This is a genomic window from Streptomyces sp. NPDC093252 (genome assembly GCF_040683675.1).
Classification (GTDB): domain Bacteria; phylum Actinomycetota; class Actinomycetes; order Streptomycetales; family Streptomycetaceae; genus Streptomyces.
Map to the genome: position 1 here is coordinate 258,310 of NZ_JBFBEM010000008.1, position 24,401 is coordinate 282,710.

At 72.9% G+C, this 24,401-nt stretch carries 24 protein-coding genes and 7 tRNA genes; 18 read left to right on the plus strand and 13 right to left on the minus strand.

Annotated features, from left to right (window positions below; translation table 11 throughout):
- Positions 1–14: 14 nt before the first annotated feature.
- From AB0O01_RS18915 to AB0O01_RS18930, 4 genes are all read left to right on the plus strand, one after another.
- A complete protein-coding gene (locus tag AB0O01_RS18915; RefSeq protein WP_365314732.1) occupies positions 15–302 on the plus strand; it encodes a hypothetical protein in 288 nt (95 codons plus the stop codon).
- Between the two features lie 197 nt (positions 303–499).
- Positions 500–685, plus strand: a complete 186-nt coding sequence (locus tag AB0O01_RS18920; RefSeq protein WP_365314734.1) for a hypothetical protein — start codon at positions 500–502, stop codon at positions 683–685.
- 255 nt (positions 686–940) lie between these two features.
- On the plus strand, positions 941–1,942 hold the full coding sequence (locus AB0O01_RS18925) for an aminoglycoside phosphotransferase family protein (protein ID WP_365314736.1): 1,002 nt from the start codon (positions 941–943) through the stop codon (positions 1,940–1,942).
- A gap of 130 nt (positions 1,943–2,072) precedes the next feature.
- Positions 2,073–2,375 carry a zf-TFIIB domain-containing protein gene (locus AB0O01_RS18930; protein WP_355732984.1) on the plus strand — a complete coding sequence of 101 codons (303 nt, stop codon included), beginning with the start codon at positions 2,073–2,075 and terminating at the stop codon, positions 2,373–2,375.
- 64 nt (positions 2,376–2,439) lie between these two features.
- Here the strand turns inward: AB0O01_RS18930 and AB0O01_RS18935 are convergent.
- From AB0O01_RS18935 to AB0O01_RS18955, 5 genes are all read right to left on the minus strand, one after another.
- Positions 2,440–2,511: transfer RNA gene (locus AB0O01_RS18935), tRNA-Val, on the minus strand.
- Between the two features lie 60 nt (positions 2,512–2,571).
- Positions 2,572–2,643, minus strand: a tRNA-Val gene (locus AB0O01_RS18940).
- Positions 2,644–2,666: 23 nt separating this feature from the next.
- A tRNA-Val gene (locus AB0O01_RS18945) sits at positions 2,667–2,738 on the minus strand.
- 1 nt (position 2,739) lies between these two features.
- Positions 2,740–2,813, minus strand: a tRNA-Cys gene (locus AB0O01_RS18950).
- 37 nt (positions 2,814–2,850) lie between these two features.
- A tRNA-Gly gene (locus tag AB0O01_RS18955) sits at positions 2,851–2,923 on the minus strand.
- Between the two features lie 179 nt (positions 2,924–3,102).
- On the opposite strand from AB0O01_RS18955, the gene AB0O01_RS18960 reads away from it, so the two are divergent.
- The 3 genes from AB0O01_RS18960 (at position 3,103) to AB0O01_RS18970 (ending at position 5,883) form a co-directional block, all read left to right on the plus strand.
- On the plus strand, positions 3,103–4,167 hold the full coding sequence (locus AB0O01_RS18960) for a chorismate-binding protein (RefSeq protein ID WP_365314737.1): 1,065 nt from the start codon (positions 3,103–3,105) through the stop codon (positions 4,165–4,167).
- 6 nt (positions 4,168–4,173) lie between these two features.
- Entirely contained in the window at positions 4,174–4,995 is an 822-nt protein-coding gene (locus AB0O01_RS18965; RefSeq protein WP_365314739.1) for an aminodeoxychorismate lyase, read from the plus strand.
- Between the two features lie 63 nt (positions 4,996–5,058).
- On the plus strand, positions 5,059–5,883 hold the full coding sequence (locus tag AB0O01_RS18970) for a GNAT family N-acetyltransferase (RefSeq protein WP_365314740.1): 825 nt from the start codon (positions 5,059–5,061) through the stop codon (positions 5,881–5,883).
- Positions 5,884–5,994: 111 nt separating this feature from the next.
- Here AB0O01_RS18970 and AB0O01_RS18975 read toward each other — a convergent pair whose 3' ends face one another.
- Positions 5,995–6,534 carry a DsbA family protein gene (locus tag AB0O01_RS18975; protein WP_365314741.1) on the minus strand — a complete coding sequence of 180 codons (540 nt, stop codon included), beginning with the start codon at positions 6,532–6,534 and terminating at the stop codon, positions 5,995–5,997.
- A 269-nt stretch (positions 6,535–6,803) separates the two neighbouring features.
- Here AB0O01_RS18975 and AB0O01_RS18980 point away from each other — a divergent pair, with 269 nt between their 5' ends.
- Together AB0O01_RS18980 and AB0O01_RS18985 are read left to right on the plus strand one after the other, a co-directional pair.
- Positions 6,804–7,250, plus strand: a complete 447-nt coding sequence (locus AB0O01_RS18980; RefSeq protein WP_365314942.1) for a hypothetical protein — start codon at positions 6,804–6,806, stop codon at positions 7,248–7,250.
- 145 nt (positions 7,251–7,395) lie between these two features.
- Entirely contained in the window at positions 7,396–7,548 is a 153-nt protein-coding gene (locus tag AB0O01_RS18985; protein ID WP_355732998.1) for a hypothetical protein, read from the plus strand.
- A gap of 257 nt (positions 7,549–7,805) precedes the next feature.
- On the opposite strand, the gene AB0O01_RS18990 is transcribed toward AB0O01_RS18985, so the two are convergent.
- Together AB0O01_RS18990 and AB0O01_RS18995 are read right to left on the minus strand one after the other, a co-directional pair.
- Positions 7,806–8,366: a CGNR zinc finger domain-containing protein gene (locus AB0O01_RS18990; protein ID WP_365314743.1), complete on the minus strand. Its 561-nt coding sequence runs from the start codon at positions 8,364–8,366 to the stop codon at positions 7,806–7,808.
- A 325-nt stretch (positions 8,367–8,691) separates the two neighbouring features.
- The gene (locus AB0O01_RS18995; RefSeq protein ID WP_004002642.1) at positions 8,692–9,105 is read right to left on the minus strand and encodes an SsgA family sporulation/cell division regulator; all 414 of its coding nucleotides are present in this window, start codon (positions 9,103–9,105) and stop codon (positions 8,692–8,694) included.
- Between the two features lie 191 nt (positions 9,106–9,296).
- Between AB0O01_RS18995 and AB0O01_RS19000 the strand changes: the two genes are divergently transcribed.
- Together AB0O01_RS19000 and AB0O01_RS19005 are read left to right on the plus strand one after the other, a co-directional pair.
- The gene (locus AB0O01_RS19000) at positions 9,297–9,761 is read left to right on the plus strand and encodes a TIGR02611 family protein (RefSeq protein ID WP_365314744.1); all 465 of its coding nucleotides are present in this window, start codon (positions 9,297–9,299) and stop codon (positions 9,759–9,761) included.
- A gap of 98 nt (positions 9,762–9,859) precedes the next feature.
- Positions 9,860–9,931 (plus strand) — tRNA-Val (locus AB0O01_RS19005).
- A gap of 421 nt (positions 9,932–10,352) precedes the next feature.
- On the opposite strand, the gene AB0O01_RS19010 is transcribed toward AB0O01_RS19005, so the two are convergent.
- Positions 10,353–12,746, minus strand: coding sequence for a hypothetical protein (locus AB0O01_RS19010; RefSeq protein ID WP_365314746.1), 2,394 nt, complete (start codon positions 12,744–12,746; stop codon positions 10,353–10,355).
- Positions 12,747–12,962: 216 nt separating this feature from the next.
- On the opposite strand from AB0O01_RS19010, the gene AB0O01_RS19015 reads away from it, so the two are divergent.
- Positions 12,963–13,412 carry an SRPBCC family protein gene (locus tag AB0O01_RS19015; protein ID WP_365314943.1) on the plus strand — a complete coding sequence of 150 codons (450 nt, stop codon included), beginning with the start codon at positions 12,963–12,965 and terminating at the stop codon, positions 13,410–13,412.
- 196 nt (positions 13,413–13,608) lie between these two features.
- Positions 13,609–13,680, plus strand: a tRNA-Val gene (locus AB0O01_RS19020).
- 75 nt (positions 13,681–13,755) lie between these two features.
- Here AB0O01_RS19020 and AB0O01_RS19025 read toward each other — a convergent pair.
- Positions 13,756–14,481, minus strand: coding sequence for a 3'-5' exonuclease (locus AB0O01_RS19025; protein WP_365314747.1), 726 nt, complete (start codon positions 14,479–14,481; stop codon positions 13,756–13,758).
- 223 nt (positions 14,482–14,704) lie between these two features.
- On the opposite strand from AB0O01_RS19025, the gene AB0O01_RS19030 reads away from it, so the two are divergent.
- The 3 genes from AB0O01_RS19030 (at position 14,705) to thrS (ending at position 18,654) form a co-directional block, all read left to right on the plus strand.
- Complete coding sequence (locus AB0O01_RS19030) at positions 14,705–15,295, plus strand: DUF4365 domain-containing protein (protein ID WP_365314749.1); 591 nt, start codon at positions 14,705–14,707, stop codon at positions 15,293–15,295.
- The gene (locus tag AB0O01_RS19035; protein ID WP_365314751.1) at positions 15,292–16,512 is read left to right on the plus strand and encodes a hypothetical protein; all 1,221 of its coding nucleotides are present in this window, start codon (positions 15,292–15,294) and stop codon (positions 16,510–16,512) included. The genes AB0O01_RS19030 and AB0O01_RS19035 overlap by 4 nt, the downstream gene beginning before the upstream one ends.
- A gap of 165 nt (positions 16,513–16,677) precedes the next feature.
- A complete protein-coding gene (gene thrS / locus AB0O01_RS19040; RefSeq protein WP_365314752.1) occupies positions 16,678–18,654 on the plus strand; it encodes a threonine--tRNA ligase in 1,977 nt (658 codons plus the stop codon).
- Positions 18,655–18,694: 40 nt separating this feature from the next.
- Here thrS and AB0O01_RS19045 read toward each other — a convergent pair whose 3' ends face one another.
- Positions 18,695–19,357: a potassium channel family protein gene (locus tag AB0O01_RS19045; RefSeq protein WP_365314754.1), complete on the minus strand. Its 663-nt coding sequence runs from the start codon at positions 19,355–19,357 to the stop codon at positions 18,695–18,697.
- A gap of 85 nt (positions 19,358–19,442) precedes the next feature.
- On the opposite strand from AB0O01_RS19045, the gene AB0O01_RS19050 reads away from it, so the two are divergent.
- The gene (locus AB0O01_RS19050) at positions 19,443–20,003 is read left to right on the plus strand and encodes an HIT domain-containing protein (RefSeq protein WP_365314756.1); all 561 of its coding nucleotides are present in this window, start codon (positions 19,443–19,445) and stop codon (positions 20,001–20,003) included.
- On the plus strand, positions 19,988–20,203 hold the full coding sequence (locus tag AB0O01_RS19055; protein ID WP_365314758.1) for a hypothetical protein: 216 nt from the start codon (positions 19,988–19,990) through the stop codon (positions 20,201–20,203). Before AB0O01_RS19050 ends, AB0O01_RS19055 begins: the two co-directional genes overlap by 16 nt.
- Here AB0O01_RS19055 and AB0O01_RS19060 read toward each other — a convergent pair.
- Complete coding sequence (locus tag AB0O01_RS19060; protein ID WP_365314759.1) at positions 20,191–21,852, minus strand: hypothetical protein; 1,662 nt, start codon at positions 21,850–21,852, stop codon at positions 20,191–20,193. The two genes, AB0O01_RS19055 and AB0O01_RS19060, sit on opposite strands and share 13 nt — an antisense overlap.
- 338 nt (positions 21,853–22,190) lie before the next feature.
- Positions 22,191–24,386 (minus strand): elongation factor G-like protein EF-G2, encoded by a 2,196-nt coding sequence (locus AB0O01_RS19065; RefSeq protein ID WP_365314761.1) that lies wholly within the window; start codon positions 24,384–24,386, stop codon positions 22,191–22,193.
- Positions 24,387–24,401: the final 15 nt, after the last annotated feature.

A 24,401-nucleotide genomic window follows, 5' to 3' on the forward strand; every position in this document is an offset into this window, starting at 1 on the left:
GGGGGATTGGTCGCGTGAAGGGTGATCGTGTGGAGATCGTCGTGGACGCCGGGGACACGACAAGGACGTACGAGGTGGTGGCGAGCCGCGCGGGCCGCCGGGTGGAGACGGCGGTACGCAGGGGCGTCGTCGAAGTGAGCGAAGTCACGCGCACCGGAGCGGTGGTGCGTACGGCCCGCTTCATGGCGAACCGGGTCCTGGCCCTGGTCGAGCAGCCCGTCCCCCGGGAGGACGGATCGGAAAAGCCCGGGCAGACCGGGCGCCCCCTCCGGGAAGACCCGGAGACGCAGGCCGAGGTGTAGGACCCGGTCTCCACCCAGGGGAGTACGCACCTGCAAGCGGCTCATCCTCCGGGAGGCCCGCCAATCGGTACGAGGGCATGACGCCCGGCGCCCGCCGCGCACCTAGATTTGAGGTCAAGCGGCGGGTGCAGCACTCGTCCCCCGAGGTCAGACACCCGCCGCTGCCAATGACACCGATACCGGTCAGGAGAGGGACCATGGCCTACACGGCACCGCGGACAGCACTCCGCGAACGTGAGCGAGAGCACCGTACGGGCCGTCGCCACCCCTTGGTGGCGACGCTGATGGCCCTTCCCCTGGCGGTCCTGCTCCTCGTCGTCTTCGACGGCTGGGAGACAGTGGCCACACAGGCGTCGTCCGTGGGCGTGATGCTGGGGCGCTGAGCGGCGACCCCAGGCCCGGAAGAGCGGTCCGGGCGGGGACATCCACCCATAACCCCGTGGGGACGGGGGTGCGGCGGACGGCAAAATGCCGGCGTAGCTGGGGAGCTACGCCGGCATTGTCATGCCCGCACGACAGCCAGGGCCGCCCGGCGTCGGAGCCGCCGCCTCCGCAGCACCCCACCGCCCGCCCGCCGCGCCCGGCGTCCCCTGCCGTACCCTCCCCCACGCCACCCCGCCCCCTCCCCGAAGGCCGCCGTGACCACCCTCCTCTCCGCGCTCACCACGCAGGCAAGAACCGCGGCCCACGACCACCCCACCGGCGCCCCCGGCGGAAACCCCGAACCCACCACCCCCGCCACCCTCGCCTGCGTCTGCGGCACCCGCACCCTCGCCGACCGCCCCGACGCCACCGTCGTCCGCCACGCGGCCACCGTCGCCAAGGCCCACGCCCCCGGCACCGACCCGGCCCGGCTCACCACCCTCCTCGCCACCGCCGCCCGCCTCCCGGCCGTCTTCGTCCCGCCGCTCCGCCCGGACCCCGTCCCCCTGCACGGCCGCCTGGTGACGTTCTGGCCCTACGGCACCCCCGTGGACCCCGAGAATCCCGACGCCGCCCCCTGGGAAGCCGCCGCCACCCTCCTCGCCCACCTCCACCGCACCCCGGTCCCCACCCGGCCCTCCCTACGCACCCCGCCCCCCGTCCTGCGGGGCTCGGCCCCCGCCCTGCCCTCCATGCGCGGCCCGGAGAAGACCGCCCGAGCCGTCGAGCGGCTGCGCGCCGCCCGCACCCCGCACCCCGCCACCCCCGCCATCCTGCGCGCCTGGGCCGCCCTGCCCGGCTGGGCCCGCGCCGACGCCCCCATGGAGCCCGGCGCGACCACCCTCTGCCATGGCGATCTGCATCTCGGCCAACTCGTCCGCCACCCCGCCCCGGACGGCCCCTGGCGGCTGATAGACGTCGACGACCTCGGGGTGGGCGTCCCCGCCTGGGACCTGGCCCGCCCCGCCGCCTGGTACGCCTGCGGCCTGCTCGCCCCCGACGAGTGGACCCGCTTCCTGGACGCCTACCGCGCCGCCGGAGGCCCCGCGGTCCCGCCGGACGGCGACCCCTGGCCCGCCCTCGACGTCCCCGCCCGCGCCCTCACCGTCCAGACCGCCGCCACCACCCTCGCCAAGGCCCTCGCCGCGGGCCGCCCCCTGGACGAGGTGGAGGAGTCCGTGATCGACGCGGCGGTCCGGATCGCCGCGCTGCCCTGAACTCAGCTCCCCGCGAACGCGGGCGGTGGGATCGAACTCCCGCCACGTAGGGTGCAACCGACCGCCGCCGGACAGTGTCTGTCCTGGCGAAACATGAAGCAGCACCGAACGGCGAGGAGTTGAGCCGACCATGCAGTGTCCGAAGTGCCGTGGACAGATGCAGACGTACAACCGCAATGGTGTGCAGATCGAGCAGTGCGCCAATTGCCGCGGGATCTTCCTGGACTACGGCGAGCTGGAGGCGCTGACCCGGCTGGAGTCGCAGTGGACCCAGCCCGGCCCGCCGCCCCCGCCGGCCGCTCCGCAGTACCCCGCCGCTCCGGTCGCCCCGGCCGCCCCCGCCTGGGGCGCCCCGCAGCACGGCGGCCACGGCGGTCACTACGGCCACGGCCACCGCCAGAAGGGCTTTGGCCGCATGCTGTTCTCCAGCTAGCCGCCGCACCCCGCACACGACGAAGCCCCCGGCCGTACGAGACGGCCGGGGGCTCCGGAGTGTGTGGACGATACTGGGATTGAACCAGTGACCTCTTCCGTGTCAGGGAAGCGCTCTCCCGCTGAGCTAATCGTCCTCGGAACCAGGACCGGAAGCACCGTACGCTCACCGTACGAAACCGGCCATGGGCACTGCGTGCGCGATACTGGGATTGAACCAGTGACCTCTTCCGTGTCAGGGAAGCGCTCTCCCGCTGAGCTAATCGCGCGGGTCGAAGCCGAACGGCTTCAGTGGACGATACTGGGATTGAACCAGTGACCTCTTCCGTGTCAGGGAAGCGCTCTCCCGCTGAGCTAATCGTCCTTGGAGGTGGAGACGGGATTTGAACCCGTGTAGACGGCTTTGCAGGCCGTTGCCTCGCCTCTCGGCCACTCCACCAGGAGTGTAGGGGACCGGGAAGACCCCTGTTCCTGCGAGCGGACGACGAGGTTCGAACTCGCGACCTCAACCTTGGCAAGGTTGCGCTCTACCAACTGAGCTACGTCCGCCTGTCGTTTCGGCCCGCTTGCGCGTGCCGGGCGACGTGGTGAACTCTAGCGGATTCCGGGTCCAGTACAAAAACGCGTTTGTGCAGCGTGCTGGCCTGCGCTCCCGTGCCCACCGCCCGCGACCACCCGTACGGACACGGCCGGGCCACCCACCGGACACCCGTCCTAGACTCGGCGACGTGCTCGACCTGCCTCCCCTCGCCCGCTTCGGTGACCGTCTCGCCACCGGCCTCCTCGATGTCACCAGCGATCCCGCCGCCCTGGACTCCACCGGCTTCTGGGCGGTCTGCGCCGACTTCGAGGGCGGGCTGACCTGCGCCCGCTTCGCCGACGTACGCGAGCGACCGGTGCCCGCGCCGGTGCCGGGCGCCTGGCGGGGACCGGCCGTCACCGACTGGACGACCTCCCTCGACCACGCCGCCTACACGGCGGGCGTACGCCGGATACGCGCCCATATCGCCGCCGGCGCGGTGTATCAGGCCAACCTGTGCCGGGTGCTGTCCGCCCCCGTGGCGCCCGGAGCCGATGTCGACGCCCTCACCGCCCTGCTCGCCCGCGGCAACCCGGCACCGTACGCCGGAACGATTCGGCTGCCCGGGAGCGGGATGGAGGTGGCCACCGCCTCGCCGGAGCTGTTCCTGCGGCGGGACGGGCGGGTCGTGGAGTCGGGGCCGATCAAGGGGACCGGGCGGACCGAGGCCGATCTGCTGCCGAAGGACCACGCCGAGAACGTGATGATCGTGGACCTGGTCCGCAACGACCTCGGCCGGGTCTGCGCCACCGGCAGCGTCACCGTCCCCGAGCTGTGCGTGGTCGAGAAGCACCCGGGGCTGGTCCATCTGGTGTCCAGCGTGCGCGGCGAGCTGCGCGCGGGTGCCGGATGGCCGGAACTGCTCGCCGCCGCCTTCCCGCCCGGCTCGGTCACCGGCGCCCCCAAGTCCAGCGCCCTACGGATCATCGCCGAACTGGAGACCGCCGCGCGCGGCCCGTACTGCGGCGGCATCGGTTGGGTCGACGCCGATCGCGGGACCGGCGAGCTGGCCGTGGGCATCCGCACCTTCTGGATCGACCGGGCGGCCGGGCTGCTGCGGTTCGGTACCGGCGCCGGCATCACCTGGGGCTCGGACCCCGAGGCCGAGTGGCGGGAGACCGAGCTGAAGGCGGCCCGGCTGCTCGCGGTAGCGTCGGGGACGTACGACGACGGGGAGGCCACCGGGGCTCCCCCTGCCAGCGAGGCGAGGTAGGCACCAGTGAAGCTATGGCTCGACGGCGGACTCCAGGACGCCGACTCCGCCCGTGTCTCCGTCTTCGACCACGGACTGACCGTGGGCGACGGCGTCTTCGAGACGGTGAAGGCGGTCGACGGCACGCCCTTCGCGCTCACCCGGCATCTCGCCCGGCTCACCCGCTCCGCGCGCGGCCTCGGCCTGCCCGACCCCGACCTCGACGAGGTCCGCCGCGCCTGCGCCGCCGTGCTGGCCGCCAACCCCGTGCCCCTCGGTCGGCTGCGCATCACCTACACCGGCGGCCACGGCCCCCTCGGCTCCGACCGGGGCGCCCACGGCCCCACCCTCGCCGTCGCCCTCGGCGCGACCACCCGCCGCCCCGACAGCACCGCCGCCGTCACCGTCCCCTGGACCCGCAACGAACGCGGCGCCCTGACCGGCCTGAAGACCACCTCGTACGCCGAGAACGTCGTCGCGCTGGCGCGGGCCCAGGAACAGGGGGCCAGCGAGGCGCTGTTCGGGAACACGGTGGGGGAGCTGTGCGAGGGCACGGGGTCCAATGTGTTCGTGGTGCTCGACGGGCAGATCCACACCCCGCCGCTCGCCTCCGGCTGTCTCGCGGGCATCACCCGGGAACTCGCCGTCGAGTGGACCGGTGCCAAGGAGACCGCCCTGCCGCTCGACATCCTCGGCCGGGCCGACGAGGTCTTCCTCACCTCCACCCTGCGCGATGTCCAGGCCGTGCACCGGCTCGACGGCCGGGACCTGCCCGGCGCCGGGGGTCCGGTGACCGCCAAGGCCATGCGGATCTTCGACGAGCGCTCCGGCGCCGACCTCGATCCCTGACCGGCACTCCCCGCGCCCGGGAAAATAGTTCCGGGCGGGCCCGTGCGGTCGGGTAGAACACCCATGATGACCACCACCCTGCGGCCGACCGAGCCGCTTCAGCGCGCGGCCGACGGGGCGCTCTCCCGCCACTTCCAGGTGTGCGTGAACAGCCGCCCCGTCGGAGCACTGCACCTCACCACCGACCCTGTCTTCGGGCCCTCGGTCGCGGTGATCGACTCCCTGCACATCGACGCCCCCGACCGCAGACGCGGCCGGGGCACGGTCGGCGCGCTCGCCGCCGAGGAGGTCGCCCGCGGCTGGGGCTGCGCCCGGATCGAGATCGCCGTACCCGTCGACGGCCCGGCCCTGCGGCTGGTCACCGCGCTCGGCTACCTCGTCCGCAACACCCGCATGGCCAAGGACCTCGGCCCCGACGCCTCCGCACTGCCCCCAGGCACCACCGGCCGGCCCATGACCGGGACCGAGTTCGACACCTGGTACGCCACCGCGCTGCGCACCTACGCCCGCACCTGGACCGAGCGCGGGGTCCCCGCCGACCAGGCCGACGCCAAGTCCCGGCGCGACCACGAAGGACTCCTGCCCCACGGCAACGCCAGCGAGAACATGCTGCTCAGCGTCCTGGAACACCGGGGCACCCCGGTCGGCACCCTCTGGCTGGCCCTCCAGGACGAACAGGCGTACATCTACGACGTCGAGACCGCCGCCGCGTACCGGGGGCACGGCCACGGACGGTCCCTGATGCTGCTCGCCGAGACCCAGACCCTCGCCTCCGCCCGCCGCCGCATCGGCCTCAACGTCTTCGCCGGGAACACCCCCGCCGAGCGGCTCTACGACTCCCTCGGCTACGTCCCGATCGAGCGCAGTCTCTTCAAGCCGCTGCTCTGAGGCCGGAATCGGTCCTGGCCCGGCTCCGGGTTCGGCTCCGGGTTCGGCACCGGGTCCTGTCACCGGGTTCAGTTACCGGGTTCGGTCACCTTCCGTCTGGTTCAGTCCGATTCAGTCGCGTTCCGCGAGCAGTCGGTCGGCGATCTCCTCGATGCGCTCCCGCAGCCCCTCCTGGCTCTTGCCGCCGTCCAGCCGCTCGCCGCCGATGACATAGGTGGGTGTGCCGGTCACGCCGATCGCCTTGCCCTCGGCCTGGTCAGCATCCACGGTGAGGATGTGGCGGCCGTCGATCAGCGCGGTGTCGAACTCCTCGGCGTCCAGGCCCAGTTCCCCGGCCACCTCGACCAGCAGGGGTTCCCCCCTACGGCCCAGGTCCGCGACCCGGTCGAGCACCGCCTCGACGTACCGCCGGCCCTGCCCCTGCTCGATGGCCTCCTCGGCGGCCTGCGCGGCGGCGAAGGAGTGCCGGTGCTTCTCCAGCGGGAAGTGCCGCAGCCGGACCTCCAGCCGCTCGCCGTAGCGGGCGCGCAGGGCGGCGAGGTCGTCCAGGGCGGTACGGCAGTCCGGGCACTGCAACTCGCACCAGAAGTCGAGGACGACCGGGGGGAGGGGGGAGGCCGGGGAGGCGGGGGCGGGTGAGGAGTCGTTCATGGGGTCAGTCTGGCAGCCGGGGGAGGGGTGGGGCTCTGAGGGGCGGGGGGCGGTGCCCCGCGGTCCCCCGCGGTGCCCCGCGATGTCTTTGCCGCGTCCGCGACGCCCCTTTCCGGTCTTCCGGCGGTGCCCGGGAGCGACCTCCGGAGGAGATCGAACCCGGAGATGTCCCTGATGTCCCGCTGGGGCATGGTCCGCGAGGGTGGGGACGGTGCAGGATGGAAGGGACGAAAACCCTTCCGATCGACTCGGCCTGCCTGGAGGACCGGATGATTGCCGAGACCGTCTGTTCCGCCGTCGCCGCGGCCGGCCTGGGCATCGCCGCGATCACGGCGTACCGCAAGCGCTTCCTGGCGGCCACCCGCATCGCCGCGTACGCGCTGGTGCCGCTGGGTCTGGTGATGACCGGCGTCGTCCAGTGGGCGGCGGACACCGCGTTCAGCCCGATGGCCTGGGCCGGCTTCGGGGTGCTCGGCGCCGCCTGGGCGCTGTTCATGGGCACGCGTGCCGTGGAGCGACGGCGGGGCGGCACCCGCAAGGAGCGCAGAGCGGCGGCGCGGGCCGCGCAGACGGAGGCCGTCGCCCCGGCCGCCTCGGCCCCGTCCCTGGGTCCGTCGACCCGCCCGGCCGCGCGGCCGAAGACCGCCTCTCGGCCCACCGGAGGGGCGGACGACTTCAGTGACATCGAGGCGATCCTGAAGAAGCACGGCATCTGACGGCATCCGAGAGCGCCGCCCTCACCCCCCGCACTCACCCCATAACCCCTAGTCGCCCTCCTTGTCGCGGATTCCGGCGAACTACCCCTCTCCTCGGGCGTGTTGGGTGTGTCAAGGGTGCCTATTGCGCCATCATCACCGCGAGATGCTGGACACGACACAGAGCGAGACCGCGCCACCTCAGGACGAGCCGCGCGGGTGCCTCTTCGCCCTTTCCCAGCCACCGTTGATGATCTTCCTGACGGTGATCGGGTGTCTGTTCCTCATGGCAGCGCTGCACGACCTGCTGTTGCTGTGAGCCGAACCCGTGGTCCTCGGCGCCACCCGCCGGGGGCCGCGACAGTCGGCGGCCTCGCTCCCGACGGGCGGAACGAACTCCGTCCGACCGCCCGCCGGTCACGGTCCGCAGTCACCGCGGAGGGCACCCGGCGGTGCGGTCGGCTGTCAGGTGGCTGGAATCGGCCAGATTCTGGTTGGCGAGATTTTTACCGGCGATCCGCCGGTCCGAGGAGCCCCTCGGGAGCGCTCCCGGTCGCCCCCCGTCGCTCCGGCCGGTCAGCCCGTGGCCTCGCGGCGTCGCGCTCGGTAGGCGGCCACATGCAGCCGGTTGCCGCAGGTGCGGCTGTCGCAGTAGCGCCGGGAGCGGTTGCGGGAGAGGTCCACGAAGGCGTGCCGGCAGTCCGGGGCCTCGCAGCGGCGCAGCCGCTCGCGCTCCCCGGCGACCACGAAGAAGGCCAGCGCCATCCCGCAGTCCGCCGCCAGGTGATCGGCGATCGAGGCGCCGGGCGCGAAGTAGTGGACGTGCCAGTCGTAGCCGTCGTGGTCGGTGAGGCGGGGGGTGGTGCCCGCGGCGGCGACCAGCTCATTGATCATTCCGGCGGCGGCCCGGGAGTCCGGCGCCGTGAAGATCGTGGCGAAGCGGCCCCGGAGCTTGCGGACCGCGGCGAGGTCGAACTCCGAGAGCGCGCCGACATCGCTGATCTTGTGGTTCCGTACGAATTCTTCGAGTGCGGGGACGTCCGCCAGCCCGTCCGGGCTCCCGTCGTCGTCCGGTGCGGTGTTCACCAGATCCACCACGGAGTCGAGGGCGCACCGGGTGTCGTGGGTGATCAGCACGTTTCGCTCCCTGGCCTGGGGTCGGGCGGGTGCCCGTCGATGCTGGCCGATGGTAGTGGCTCCGGGACCGGGGGCCGGTGGTCTCGGGCCATGTACGGCTTGGCGGTACAACGCCGGGGCACCGGGATGCGTTCCCGGCACCCCGGGCGGACCGGCCGGGAGCGGTGCGGAGGCGGTGCGGAAGCGGGTGGGCACACACAGTGAACCGGCGCCGGGTCACGGAGATCCGCGACACCGGCGCCGGTGTATGGCCCTTATGCGGTTGTCTTGGCCCGAGCCGTCTCCCCGAGTTGGACGGCGCCGGGCGGCTCCACGGGATCTCGCCCTAGCTCTCCGCGAGGATGTGCGAGAGCTCTTGGTCCAGATCGAAGTGCCGGTGTTCCGTGCCGGGTGGCACGGCGGCGTCGGTTCGCTTCAGGAACGATTCCAGGGCCCGTGCGGGGGCCTCCAGCAGGGCCTCGCCCTCCGGCGAGCTGAGGGCGATGCACACGACGCCCTGGCCATGACTGCGCGACGGCCAGACGCGGACGTCGCCGGTACCGGTGGGGCGGTGCAGCCCCTCGGCGAGGAGGTCGCGGGCGAACACCCACTCGACGGTCTCCTCGGCTCCGGTGTGGAAGGTGGCGTGCACGGCGTAGGGGTCGGCCGTGTCGTACCGCAGGCCCGCGGGGACGGGCAGGGAGGACTCGCTCGACACAACGAGGCGCAGGTGCAGCTCGCAGCTGACCGTGGTGTTCATAAGCGCCAGGGCCTTTCGCTCAGTGTGCGCTCGGGGATTCGCACGTCGGCGAAATCGACATGCCACCTACGGTGCCGTTGTAAACCCCTCTGAGTGTTTTGCCTGTCTTTACGTAACTCTTCCGGCCGAGAACCTCTTGGTGGGGTACGACCATTCCGGTGACCGGATTCGCTCCGGTAAGGTCTGGCTGTATGAATACGGGGCGTAACGAGCCGGGCGAGGTCGCCGTGGCCACTGACGACATCGGTACGGACCAGGCCGCGGACGGGGCGAAGGAGGAGCGCGCACTGGGATCGCGGGCGCCGGAATTCATCAAGGCGCGGCGGCTGCTGCACGTGAGCTGGCAGGTCGGGGTCTTCGTGGTCGGGCTCGCCGTGGTGGCCGCGGGCGCCGCGATGCTGGTGCTGCCGGGCCCCGGCTGGGTGGTGATCTTCGGCGGTATGGCGATCTGGGCGACCGAGTTCGTCTGGGCCCAGCTCGTGCTGCGCTGGACCAAGCGCAAGGTGACCGAGGCCGCCCAGCGCGCCCTGGACCCCAGGGTCAGGCGCCGCAACATCATCCTGACCGTGATCGGCCTGGTGATCATCGGTGCGCTGTGCGCGGTCTATCTGTGGCAGTTCGGCCTCGTGATGCCCTGGAGCATCGAGAACCAGTGATCCGGTGCCCCCGGCGGATGGCCGGATCCGAGCGGCGCGGGTCCCTCGGCGGTGGTCACGGCCACCGTCTGACATGGGGTAATGTTCTTCCTGCGTCCGGGCGATTAGCTCAGTGGGAGAGCGCTTCGTTCACACCGAAGAGGTCACTGGTTCGAACCCAGTATCGCCCACCCGGACCGACGGCCCGTCTGCATCAGGCAGACGGGCCGTCGGCGTTTTTGTGCCTCCGGGGTTTTCCGTGCGTCCGGGTTTCCGCGTCTCCGATGGGTCGGTGCTGTCCCGTCGCGGTCGTCCCGGACGACCCCTCGGCGAGCGGATGATGACGGTCCGTTACTTGATCAATGAGGCAGATCTCACATGCGCCTCTTATCTTTCATTTAGGAAGAACGGCCTGAGCTGGGTCGTCGAAGGAAATCCCCGAACAATTCCCGGAACCTCACCGTATTTCTCCGGAAGGGAGAGATGAGCGGAGGAAGCGGGACAACGGGATGAGGAGGGCCACGCCCGCCGCAAGCCCCCGCCGGCCGGCCCGCCCCAAGCCCCTGCCGCCGGTCCGCCCCAAGCCCCCGCCCTCATCCCGCCGGTCGCCCGCTAGTCCATCCTCCCCAGCGCCTCCCGCACCTTCCGTACGTCCCGCAACCGCTGTTCATAGGTCGCGCCCAGCACGAGCAGCAGCAGACCGGCCAGCGCGGGCGGCACCCAGCGCGGCAGCAGCCCGGCCACCTGCACCAGATACGGGGCCAGTTCGTGCAGGCTCACCAGCAGCAGCACCGAGCCGCCCAGCACCAGCGGCGCCAGCAGCCGGGACCGGGCCCCGGCCAGCGTGACCGCCAGCGCCACCCCGCCCAGCAGCAGCGGACGCAGCCGCTCCGGGTCGGTCCACACCATCGCCAGACTCGGCAGCAGTGTCACCGACAGCCCGGGGCCGTACGCCACCCAGGACGACGTCCGGGGATCGCCGTGCCGCAGCAGCAGACCGATCACCAGCGCCGGGACCGTGACCGGCAGGGTGTACGCCTCGGGCACGCCCACCTGCCACGCCCCCAGCCGCACCCAGGCCGCCAGCACGAACAGGCCCGTCGACACCCACCCCGCCGCCCGGCGCCGCTCCGGACGCAGCGCCGTACCCGCCGCGATCACCCCGCACAGCGCGATCACCAGCGCCAGCATCGGCGGATCGGACGCCGCCAGCCCGATGGCGACCAGCGCCACCGCGCCGCCCGTCACCTCCACCCCCAGCCGGGTGGCACCCTCGGCGCGCGGGGCCAGCAGCGCCGCCGCCACCGGCACCAGCAGCACCAGCAGCGCGACCGACGGCTCCCCCCAGCCCAGCGAGGCACCCGCGGCGCCCGCCAGCCCCGTCGCCCAGACCAGCGCCAGCACCGCCCCGACCGTCCGGCGCACCCCGGTCGCCGACAGCGCGGCCCCCGCGAACAGGGCCGTCAGCAGGGTCAGCACCGTGAGCGTGGCCGGTTCGGAGGCCAGCGCGAGCAGCGCCAGATGCGCCGCCGTGACCCCCGCCAGCACCAGCGGCACCGTCCGCCACACCGCAGGGAGCACCAGCAGCACCACCGTCACCGCCCCCAGCAGCACCAGCGCGGCGGCGTACGGCAGTCCCAGCGTGTGCGGCGCCAGCAGCGCCGACGCCCAGACCAGGCCGAGCGCCCCCGCCAGCGCCCGCGGACGCCAGGCCGGATCCCGGACCACGGCGACCGCCAGCGCCGCCACCATCAGCAGGACCACCGGCCCCGCCACCACATCCGCCGGCCACTCCACCGCACCGACCGGCAGCAGCCCGTCCCGCGGCACACCCCGCCACGCCGACTCCGCCCAGCCCATCGGCCCCACCAGCGCCCCCGCGACCATCGGCGCCGCCCACAGCAGCGCCGCGCCCTGCACCCCCACCGACGCCCAGCCCAGCCCCCGCCGCACCGGCTCCGGCAGCGCGTCCACCCACAGCGCCGCCAGCAGCGCCATACCGAACAGCAGATGCACCGGCACCGCCCACGCCCCGGGCACCAGCACCCGCGGCACCCCCGCCACCGCCACCACCAACAGCACCCCGCCCGCGACCGAGAGCCCCAGCGCGAGCCCCCGGCCCGCCCCACCGCGCCAGGCGGCGCCCAGCGCTGTCGCCGCCGCGAGGAGAAGGAGCGCCGCCGCACGGGCGGCGGCGCTCGGACCGGTGGCCGTCCACGACAGCACACCGGCCGCCAGCACGCCCCAGCCGCCCAGCCCGTACGCGCCCGTCGCCGCGACGACGCGTATCGAGGGGGCCGTCGACCGGAGCGCCACAGCCGTGTCCAGCGCCGCCGTCACCAGCAGCGCGGTGGTGATCCCGTACGGCAGCGCGTCCAGCGCCACCGCGCCGAGCAGCAGCGGGAGTTGCGCCGCGCCCAGCGCCGCCGGGAGCGGCAGCACCAGCGCGGGCCCGGCGACCCGGGCCAGCCCCCGCCCGTACGCCGCCCAGCCCGCCGCGAGGACGGCCGACGCCAGGGCCGCGTACGCGGCGCCGTCGGTGTCCGCGAGCGCCACCGCGTGCAGCGCGTACGCGTCCAGCACCGTCAGCGCCAGCCCCAGGCCCGCCACCGTCTCGGCGGTCGCCCGCAGCCCGCGCCGCAGCAGCGCCACCGGCACGGCCAGCGCCGCCACCGTCACCGCGCCCAGCACCAGCGACCGCCCCGCGATCCCCAGGTCACCCCAACTGACCAGGGTGAACGCCACCGCCGCGAGGGTCAGCAGGGCACCGCCGAGCAGCAGCAGCAGATTCTGGACACCCGGCGTGGACGCCTCGGGCGCGGGTGCCGTCGCAAGCGACGACGCCTTCGAACGGGAAGGAGCCGCCGGGGCGGTCCGGGGCGGGCCGTGGAGCTGGGCGACCAGCCAGGCACGCCGCGCCATCAGGTGGCTCCGGCGGGCGTCGAGCCAGGACAGCTCGGCGTCCAGGAGCCGCAACTCCTCGGCCGGTGGCGGGATCTGTGTCATGCCAGGGAGTGTGGCCGCCGTCACCTCCCCCGGCATGAGCGCACATACTCAGAACGTACTCAGATGGGACACCCGTGCCGCACAGGGCCGGATACGGCCGGACCCGGGAGGGGCCGGGTGGACCGCATGGACCGGAGGCAAGGGATGGACCGGAGGGACCGGGGGAGACGGTTGGACTGGTCGGACCGGTTGGGCTGGAGAGAACGGATGGGCCGGTTGGACTGGAGTCACTACCGCTTCCGCAGCCGCTGGATCCTGCCCGCCCCGCCCGGCGCGGTCTACGCGGTCCTGGAACGCGCCGAGGAGTACCCGCGATGGTGGCCCGAGGTCCGCTCGATCGACCCCCTCGACGACACCTCGGGCGTGATCACCATCCGCTCCCTCCTGCCCTACACCATGACCTTCACCGCCCGCGCCACCCGGCGCGATCCGGCCGCCGGGGTGCTGGAGATCGCGATGTCCGGCGACGTCGAGGGCTGGGCGCGCTGGACGGTCACCGCCCGGGGGAGCGGCACCCTCGCCCGCTACGACCAGGAGGTCGACGTCCGCAAGCCGCTGCTGCGGCTGCTCGCCGTGCCGGGACGGCCGCTGTTCCGGGCCAACCACACGCTGATGATGCGCTCGGGCCGCCGCGGGCTGCTCGCCCGACTGCCGGCCGCGGAGTGAGACGGCCGGCCCCGGAGGGGAGACCGTCGGCCGTGGAGCGGAACGGCCGGTGCCGGGGGAGACCGTCGACCGCGGAGCGCCCCGGAGCGGGACGGCCGGCCCCGGAGCGAAACATCCGGCCCCCTGAGTGGAACGGTCACCCCGTGAAGCCGTTTGAAGGATCCGCGCCGGGGCCTGTATGGTTCAGTGCGTTCCCGGGCGATTAGCTCAGTGGGAGAGCGCTTCGTTCACACCGAAGAGGTCACTGGTTCGAACCCAGTATCGCCCACCGGGAAAGGCCGGTCCGCCAGCGCGGACCGGCCTTTTGCATGCCCCGCCCCGCCCCACCCCCGCCCCCGGGTGCTCAGGCCGCCGCGGGCAGCTCCGGGCGCAGCGGCCACGCCGGGTCCACCGCCTCCTCGCTGCCGCTGCGCGCGAACCACGCCTGGAGGCCCCGCGCCTGCGCCGCGTGCCACACCGCCTGGAGCGTGTGCAGCTCCGCCGGGGTCAGCCGCTCCAGCCGCGCCGTGAACCGCCGCCCTATCGCCCGGACCACGTCCAGGGACGCCCGCGCGTCCGCCGCCGCGTCGTGCGCCCCGTCCAGGGTGACCTCGTAGTGCGCGCACAGATCCGTCAGGGTGCGACGGCCCTTGCGGTAGCGGTCCAGATGCTTGTCCAGGACCCGCGGATCGAGCACCAGCAGCGGGCTCGACTCGAACCAGCGCGCGAGCGACGAGGCGCGGTGGCGGCGCAGCTCGCGATCCAGCAGGGTCAGATCGAACGGGGCGTTCATCACCACCAACGGCCGCCCCACGGTCGCCTGTTCGGCCAGGGCCGCGGCTATCTCCTGCATCACCGGCGCGGGCCAGCGGCCGTTGTGCGCCAGATGCTCCTCCGTCAGCCCGTGCACCGCCGTGGCCTCCACGGGCACCGGCACGCCCGGATTGACCAGCCAGCGGCTCACCCGCGGCCGGGTCCCCGGACCGTCCTGGACGACGAGAGCGGCCGACACGATCCGGTCGGTCTCCACGTCCACACCTGTCGTCTCCGTGTCGAATGCGGCCAGAGGGCCCTCGTACCAGCACGTCATACGAACACAACTCCTCGTTCACCCACGGCAGGTGACGTACCGTCCTCTGCCCGCTCCGGTGATACCCGGGCTGTTTGCGCGCTACGCCGGGAGGAGACAACAGGAGTACGGGAAGGCGCAGTTCAGCGACCCCCCTTCACGCCGTGGCCGTCGCATCTGCCGCCGCCCCCGCCCATCCGAGCCCCGAGGAACACATCCACACTGTCTGGAAGGCTGTCCGGTCATGGCGATAGCGCAGCCCGAGCGGGGCGGGCTGCTGCCCGAACGCACGGGCCCCCAACGCGGTGCCCGGCACGGCACCCCCCGCGGTTCCCTCGCCACCACCGCCTGCATGGAGACCTTGCAGGTGGGCTATCTGCACGCCGTCGCGGCGGCGGCGGGCTGCTCCCTCTCCCAGCCCTTCCCGGACAACGGCATCGACTGGCACGTCAGCCACAGCGCCCCCGGGCACACGGTCGACGACGAGGTCACCATCAAGGTCCAGCTCAAGGCCACCCACCAGATCCCGCCGAACCCGCCCGGCCCCACCTTCTCCTTCACCCTCGACAACGACCACCTCAGAAAGCTGGCCCGCACCCCGGTGTCGGTGCACAAGATCCTGGTCGTGATGCTGGTCCCGCGCTCCCAGGACGACTGGCTGCGCGCCGGCCACGACCGCCTCGACCTGCGCCACTGCTGCTACTGGGTCAACCTCGCCGGCCGCCCGGTCACCGGCCGCCACCGGACCACCGTACGGATACCGACCGCCAGGATCTTCGACGACCGGGCGCTGTGCGAGATCATGACGCGCGTCGGAACGGGAGGCAGACCATGACCCACCGCCCGCTCGGCGAACCGCTCCGCCCCGTACGCCCCCACCCCGCCGAACCCGCCTGGCACCGCGCCCCCGAACCCGCCCAGGTCGACCCGGCCGTCCTCGGCGCCCTGCTGCGCCGGCACGGCTGGCGGCGGCGCGGCGGCCCCGCCGGACGCTACGGCCGCTGGACCCCGCCCGGTCCCGGCGGCCGGGGCACCAGCCTGCTGGTCCCCGAGTCCCGGGCCTTCCCCGACTGCGAGGACCTGCTCGCCGAGGCCCTCGTCGCCCTCGCCCGCAGCGCCTCGCCGTCCGCCCGCGAGATCCTCGTCGGACTCAGCGTGCCCAGCGACGAGATCACCTGGTGGCGGGACGTCCCCGCCGGACCGGCCGGGACCGCGCCCTGGACCGCCGACGAGCAGGTGCGCGGCGCCGCCCGCCAGATGCTGCTCGCCGCCGCCCTCGCCGCCCACGCCCGCGCCGGCTACTACGGCAACCGGCACCGGCGGGCCGCCACCGCGCTGCTGGACCAGGTCCTCGTCGGCTCCGCCGCCACGAGCGGCCGGCTCACCGCCCTCGTGCCCGTCGCCACCGGCCGCGCCCTGTCGGAGCGGCTCCACCACGCCGTGTACGCGGTCCGCGAGGCCATCGACTACCAGCGCGCCACCGGTGGCATGGACGCCTTCGACGGCGCCGTCGAGGCCGGGGTCAGCCGGGAGCTGACCGAGGCCCTGATCGCGCTGGTCCGGGGCACCGAGGGCGCCCGGGTCGCCGTCGACTGGGCCCCCGCCGCCGGAGCGCCCGAGCGGGCCGCCGCCCCGGCCGAGGCGGTCGAGTTCTCCCCCGGCGACCTGCCCGCCCTGCGCGAGGCCGGCGCCCGCTATCTCCGCGACGAGCCGTCCGTGCCGGTCCGCATCACCGGCGCGGTGGTCCGGCTGCGCCGGCCGGAGCCGCGCGGCGAGGGCAGCGTACGGCTGCGGGTGCTGGCCGGGGCCGAGATCCCGCACGTCCGGCTGACCCTGGACGAGGAGGACTACCGCATCGCCGGGCACGCCCATCTGGTGGGGCTGCCGATCCGGGTGCACGGGCGGCTGGAGAGCCGCGGCGGCTTCCGGCGGCTGACCGGGGCGGGCGGGGTCGTCCCCGTGCAGGTGGACGAGGAGGAGCGGGACCAGCTCATGAAGTCCTTGCAGGAGAACCTGGACTTCTTCGAGGAGGCGTGCAGCGGCGACGACTGACCGCGCGGAGGGGCCGTCGCAGCGCTCGGGGGTCCGGCCGGCCCCGCACGCCTGCGCCGCCCCGCGACCGTTTCGCCCGGGGCCCCGGCGGCTCGGTAGGATCGGTGGGCATCACCCCGCATGCCCTGCGCCAGAGCGCGGGCCCCCGTCAGTCAGGAGAGACCGGTGTCAGACGTCCGTGTGATCATCCAACGCGATTCCGAGCGGGAAGAGCGCACGGTGACGACGGGCACGACGGCCGCCGACCTCTTCGCCGGTCAGCGCTCCATCATCGCCGCGCGCGTGGCCGGCGAGCTGAAGGACCTCGCGTACGAGGTCGCCGACGGCGACGAGGTCGAGGGCGTCGAGATCTCCTCCGAGGACGGTCTGAACATCCTGCGCCACTCCACCGCGCATGTCATGGCCCAGGCCGTGCAGGAGCTGTTCCCCGAGGCCAAGCTCGGCATCGGCCCGCCGGTCAAGGACGGTTTCTACTACGACTTCGACGTCGAGAAGCCGTTCACGCCCGAGGATCTCAAGGCCGTCGAGAAGAAGATGCAGGAGATCCAGAAGCGCGGCCAGCGCTTCGCCCGCCGGGTCGTCACCGACGACGCCGCCCGCGAGGAACTGGCCGGTGAGCCGTACAAGCTGGAGCTGATCGGCCTCAAGGGCGCCGCCTCCAGCGACGACGGGGCGGATGTCGAGGTCGGCGCCGGTGAGCTGACCATCTACGACAACCTGGACGCCAAGACCGGCGAGCTGTGCTGGAAGGACCTGTGCCGCGGCCCGCACCTGCCCTCCACCCGGCTGATCCCGGCGTTCAAGCTGATGCGCAACGCCGCCGCCTACTGGCGCGGCAGCGAGAAGAACCCGATGCTCCAGCGCATCTACGGCACCGCCTGGCCGTCCAAGGACGAGCTGAAGGCGTACCTGGACTTCCTCGCCGAGGCCGAGAAGCGCGACCACCGCAAGCTGGGCAGCGAGCTGGACCTGTTCTCCATCCCCGAGCAGATCGGCTCCGGCCTCGCCGTCTTCCACCCCAAGGGCGGCATCGTCCGCCGCGTCATGGAGGACTACTCGCGCCGCCGCCACGAGGAGGAGGGCTACGAGTTCGTCTACACCCCGCACGCCACCAAGGGGAAGCTCTTCGAGACCTCCGGGCACCTCGACTGGTACGCCGACGGCATGTACCCGCCCATGCAGCTCGACGAGGGCGTGGACTACTACCTCAAGCCCATGAACTGCCCGATGCACAACCTGATCTTCGACGCCCGCGGCCGGTCCTACCGCGAACTGCCGCTGCGGCTCTTCGAGTTCGGGACCGTGTACCGCTACGAGAAGTCGGGTGTGGTGCACGGCCTGACCCGCGCGCGCGGCTTCACCCAGGACGACGCCCACATCTACTGCACCCGCGAGCAGATGTCCGGCGAACTGGACCGGACCCTGACCTTCGTGCTCGGCCTACTGCGCGACTACGGCCTGACGGACTTCTATCTGGAGCTGTCGACCAAGGACCCCGAGAAGTTCGTCGGCTCGGACGAAGCGTGGGAAGAGGCCACCGAGACGCTGCGCGAGGTCGCCGAGAAGCAGGGGCTGCCGCTGGTGCCTGACCCGGGCGGCGCCGCGTTCTACGGGCCGAAGATCTCCGTCCAGGCGAAGGACGCCATCGGCCGGACCTGGCAGATGTCGACGATCCAGCTCGACTTCAACCTGCCTGAGCGGTTCGACCTGGAGTACACCGCCGCCGACGGCACCAAGCAGCGGCCCGTGATGATCCATCGCGCCCTGTTCGGTTCGATCGAGCGGTTCTTCGCGGTGCTCCTGGAGCACTACGCGGGCGCCTTCCCGGCATGGCTGGCGCCGGTGCAGGCGATCGGCATCCCGATCGGGGACGCGCACGTGGAGTACCTGGCGGAGTTCGCCGCCGCCGCGAAGAAGCGGGGGCTGCGGGTCGAGGTCGACTCCTCGGCCGACCGGATGCAGAAGAAGATCCGCAACGCCCAGAAGGCCAAGGTGCCGTTCATGGTCATCGCGGGCGACGAGGACATGGCCAACGGGGCGGTGTCGTTCCGCTACCGGGACGGGTCGCAGGAGAACGGGATTCCGGTGGCCGAGGCGATCGAGAAGATCGCGAAGACCGTCGAGGAGCGCGCACAGGTCTGACGGGCCCGTCCGCAGGGTCGTGGGGGAGCCCCCGGGGAGATCAGCTTCCCGGGGGCTCCTCCTCGTCCGGCCGGGTGAAGCGGTGGATCAGCCAGGACGAGAACGAGCCCGTGACCGCCCCCAGCAGCGCCAGACCGCCGGCCATCATCCCCACCGCGATCAGCCGGCCCTTGGGGGTGATCGGCACGATGTCGCCGTAGCCCACCGTGGCCAGGGTCGAGCAGGTCCACCACACCGCGTCGCCGAAGGTCGTCATGCTGGCGCCCGGCGCGTAGCGCTCCTGGGCGTAGACGGCGAGGGCGCCCGAGAAGCCGACGAGGACGGCGGCGAGGCTGGCGTAGACCATCACCCGCCCGTACAGGGGGAGCCGGGCGCGGCCGTGGCGGCGCTGGACGGCGTCGTAGAACTTCACGATCCGCAGGGGGCGCAGCAGGGGCAGGAGGAGGGTCAGGGTGTCCAGGGGGTGGTGGCGGACGAAGCCCCAGCGGCGTCCGCTGAGCCGCCAGCGCACCGCGTAGTCGAGGAAGAACAGCGCCCAGGCCGCCAGCAGCACGGCGAGGGTCAGATCGTGCCAGCCGGACGGCAGCCCGGGGGCGAGCACCAGGGTGGCGTAGGCGGCGAGGAAGCAGAGCGAGGCCAGGGCGAGCGGGATCTCGGTACGGTCCTCCCAGCGGGTCTCCGGAGCGCGGCCGACGTCGTCCATCGGGCCAGCTTGGGGCATCGGCCGGGCCCGGCCCGGGACGGCGTTCCGCACTCCCCGGCGACACGCCGCGAACGGCCGAAGCCATATGCTGCTGGGCATGACGAGTGAGCCGGAGCAGCAGATCGGGGTCGGTACGCAGGACGCGTTCCAGCGTCTGTGGACGCCCCACCGGATGGCCTACATCCAGGGCGAGAACAAACCGACCTCGGCGGAGGCCGGTGACGGCTGCCCGTTCTGCGCGATCCCGGCGAAGTCCGACGAGGACGGGCTGATCGTCCGGCGGGGCGAGCAGGTGTACGCGGTGCTGAATCTGTACCCGTACAACGGCGGGCATCTGATGACCGTGCCCTACCGGCATGTCGCGGACTACACCGAGCTGACCGCCGGGGAGACGGCGGAGCTGGCGGAGCTGACCAAGCAGGCGATGACCGCGCTGCGGGCGGCGTCCGGGGCGCACGGGTTCAACATCGGGATGAACCAGGGGAGCGTGGCGGGCGCCGGGATCGCCGCGCATCTCCACCAGCACATCGTGCCCCGCTGGGGCGGGGACACCAACTTCATGCCGGTGGTGGGGCATACGCGGGTGCTGCCGCAGTTGCTGGCGGACACGCGGGCGATGCTGGCGGAGGCGTGGCCTTCGGCGTAGGGCGGGGCGGGAGCCTGCGGGTGCGGGTGCGGGTGCGGGTGCGGGTGCGGGTGCGGGTGCGGGTGCGGGTGCCGGTGCCGGTGCCGGTGCCGGTGCCGGTGCCGGGCTGGGCGTTGGCGGGGGGCGTGCAGTCCGGTGGGCGGGTTGGGTGCCTGGGGGAGCCCCCGCCCCCGCCCCCGCCCCCGGTCTACGCGTCGTAGAGGTCGGCCTTGCGCGGAGCGGCGTCCTGGACCGCGCCCGACAGGAACGACGAGCGGGCGCCGAACTTCTCGGTGTCGACGCCGTTCTCCTTGAGGACCCGGATCGCGGCGGCGTGGACGACCCGCAGGACGGGGGTGGCGGCGCGCAGGGCGTCGTCGGCCATGAAGCGGTGGCGCCAGGGCTGGTCCGCCCAGGCGTGCCGCAGACCGAACGGCTCGGGCAGGCCGACGGAGCCGCCCAGCCAGTTCAGCAGCGGCGGGTACCAGGTGAGCGGGGCACGGACGGCGAGCCGGACCACCTCGTTGGTGCTGACCAGGGGGAGCTTCACCGTGCGGTTCTCCCACGGCTTGAGCGCCTTCTGGACGGACTTGGTGGGGGCCGAGGACTTGGTGGTGAACAGCGAGTTCACCGGGCCGAGGGCGTGGCCCGTGACCTCGATGCGCAGGGTCGAGTGGAGCACCGTGACCGTGATCATCATGGTGATGACGAGCTGGCCGTCCCACAGGGTCCACTGCACGCCCAGATAGTGCCGGTTCCCGGCGCCGAACTGCTGCTTGTTGCAGATCTCCTGTATTGCGTGCTGCTTGAACTGGAACGCCTCGACGTCGGTGCCCTCCGGGCGGGACACCGATCCCGCGTTCTCCCCGATGGGGCTGACGATCCAGTGGCGTATGGAGGGCGGGGTGAAGCCGCCGGTGTTGAGGGGGCCGCGCTCCAGCATCCGCAACTGGTCGTGGATCGAGCGGATGACATCCCAACTGCGGAAGGGGTGGATCTCGCGGTCGGGATCGGCCGGGGTCAGCTCCTCGGCGAGCTGCCAGGCACCCCAGCGGGTGCCCATGCCGAGTATGCCCTTGGGCCCGGCGTAGAAGACGGAGTTGGACTGCTGCTCCGCGCTCAGCTTCGCCAGGGACTGGCGCAGTTGCTCGGCGGCGGTCTCACCGGGGTTGCTGGGCACCGCCTCGGGGACCTTGGCGCCGACGTTGCCCCCCGACAGCAGGCTGTCCCAGCGCTCGCGCAGATCCCTGGCGGTGGACTCGCAGACCTGCTTGGCCCAGAACCAGCCCAGGACGGGCAGGGCGATGGCCGCCCGCGCGTACCAGGCCCAGAAGCCCGTGAGCGGCATCCGGATCAGGAAGATGACGGCGACCACGCCGACGGCCAGCAGCAGGGCCGTGGCCAGCGCGGAGGCCCGTTTGTCGTCGCGCTTGTCGATCATCGCGCGGAGCTGGAAGACGCCCAGCCACAGCAGCAGACCGGGCAGGAACAGCACACCGCAGACCACCATGATCGCCGTGAGCTTGTTGTCCCGGTCGCGGCGGATGCGGTTGGCGGCCAGCGCGTGCTCCACGACGACCTGCGGTTCGGTGCCGAAGGACTGGATCAGCGCGCCGCGCCCCGGGGCCAGCATGCGGCTGATCAGGGCCCGGGAGAACGCCTCACCCAGGTTGGGCCGGAAGATGGCGGCCCACTTGCGGCCCTCGTTGACGCTCGACTTGTGCCAGTCGTTGTCGGCCTTCTTGATGTCGTCCATCGGGCTGTCGCGGTAGGCCATGGAGGCCAGCGCGTAGGTCGGCGCCTGGCCGCCGTCGCCCGTGCGGGGCACCTGGGGTCCGAAGATGTCCCCGTAGCCGCCGTCACTCGCCATGCCCGCCCCCGATCGCCGCAGTGTCGCTCCTGCCGCACTTCCCGACTTCCCCGCCCCGCACACCTGTTGGCCGGTCGTCCGTCCGGAACGGATCCCGCCCGACGCGCCACCTGATCACGTGATCAGCGTAGCCGCCGCCACCGACATCCGGCGGCGGACGGCAGAAGCCGCCCGCCCCGCTCCCGCCCGGCCGGGCCCGAAGAGGGCCCGCCCGCAGGGGATTTGTGCCGGTCGCGGGGGCGACGGGCGGCCGTTCGCAGGGCCGACTCCCGGCCGTGCGAAGAGGCGATTCCCGGCCGTGCGGCGAGGCGACTCCCGGCCGTGCGAAGAGACAACTCCTAGCCGTCCCCCTCCTGTTCCCGGATCCGCTCGGCGATCTGCGGGGGCATCGGTTCGTGCCGGGCGTACGCCCGCTGGAACCGGGCCGTGCCGTGCGAGAGGGAGCGCAGATCGACGGCGTACCGGCCGATCTCGATCTCGGGGACCTCCGCGCGCACCAGCGTGCGCCCCTCGCCGGTCTGCTCGGTGCCGAGCACCCGGCCGCGCCGCCCGGACAGATCGCTCATCACCGCGCCGACGTAGTCGTCGCCGACCAGCACGCTCACCTCGGCGACCGGCTCCAGCAGATGGATCCGGCTGTCCCCGGCGGCCTCGCGCAGGGCCAGCGCGCCAGCCGTCTGGAAGGCGGCGTCGGAGGAGTCCACCGAGTGCGCCTTGCCGTCCAGCAGGGTCACCCGCACGTCGACCAGCGGATATCCGGCGGCGACGCCCTTGGCGGCCTGTCCGCGCACCCCCTTCTCGACGGACGGGACGAACTGCCGGGGCACCGCCCCGCCGACCACCTTGTCGACGAACTCGATGCCCGAGCCGTTGGGCAGCGGCTCCACCTCGATCTCGCAGATGGCGTACTGCCCGTGCCCGCCGGACTGCTTGACGTGCCGGCCGCGCCCGGCGGCTTTGTCGGCGAAGGTCTCGCGCAGGGACACCCTGTGCGGGACGACGTCGACCTGCACGCCGTAGCGGGTGCGGAGCCGTTCCAGGGCGACATCGGCGTGCGCCTCGCCCAGGCACCACAGGACGACCTGGTGGGTGTGCGGGTTCTGCTCCAGGCGCATGGTGGGGTCCTCGGCGACCAGCCGGGCGAGGCCCTGGGAGAGCTTGTCCTCGTCGGCCTTGCTGTGCGCCCGGATGGCCAGCGGCAGCAGCGGGTCCGGCATCTCCCAGGGCTCCATGAGCAGCGGGTCGTCCCGGGCGGAGAGGGTGTCGCCGGTCTCCGCGCGGCCCAGCTTGGCGACCGCGGCCAGGTCTCCGGCGATGCAGTGCGACAGCGCCCGCTGCTGTTTGCCGAACGGCCCGGTCAGCGCGCCGACGCGTTCGTCCACGTCGTGGTCCTCGTGCCCGCGGTCGGCCAGGCCGTGCCCGGAGACGTGCACGGTGTCGTCGGGGCGCAGGGTGCCGGAGAAGACCCGCACCAGGGAGACCCGGCCCACATAGGGGTCGGAGGAGGTCTTGACCACCTCGGCGACCAGGGGGCCGCCCGGGTCGCAGGGCTTCAGCTCGCGCGGCTCGCCGCCGAGGGTGGTGACCCGGGGCGCCGCCCGCTCCAGCGGGGTCGGGAAGCCGCCGGTGACCAGCTCCAGCAGTTCGACCGTGCCCAGGCCCTGGCGGGCGCCCCGGGCGGCGGGGGCGGCGGCCAGGACCGGGAAGAAGACCCCGCGCGCGACGGCCCGCTCCAGGTCGTCGACGAGGGTCCCGACGTCGATGGGGTCGCCGCCGACGTACCGGTCCATCAGGGACTCGTCCTCGCTCTCCGCGATGATGCCCTCGATCAGCCGGTTCCTGGCCTCCTCGATCAGCGGCAGCCGCTCCGCGTCCGGCGGGGACTCCACGCGGGTGCCGCTCGCGTAGTCGAACAGGGTCTGCGAGAGCAGCCCGATCAGCCCGGTCACCGGGGCGTGCCCGTCGGGTCCGGCGGGGCCGCGCAGCGGCAGATAGAGGGGGAGCACGGCGTCGGGGTCGTCGCCGCCGAACGCCTCGGCGCAGATCCGGGTCATCTCCTCGAAGTCGGCCCGCGCGGCCTCCAGGTGCGTGATCACGATCGCGCGGGGCATACCGACCGCCGCGCACTCCTCCCACACCATGCGGGTCGCGCCGTCCACGCCATCGGCGGCGGAGACCACGAAGAGGGCCGCGTCCGCCGCGCGCAGACCGGCCCTCAGCTCCCCGACGAAGTCGGCGTATCCGGGGGTGTCGAGCACATTGACCTTGATCCCGTTCCACTCGACCGGCACCAGGGAGAGCTGTACCGAGCGCTGCTGCCGGTGCTCGATCTCGTCGTAGTCGGAGACGGTGCCGCCGTCCTCCACGCGGCCCGCCCGGTTCACCGCTCCCGCGGTCAGCGCGAGAGCCTCCACCAGCGTCGTCTTGCCCGATCCGGAATGGCCGACCAATACCACGTTCCGTACGGACGTGGGATGGTCGGCCGCCCTAGCCCTGCCGGCGGCCCCGGGGTGTGCGTTCGCCTTGTCGCCCATGACCTTGCCTCCCGT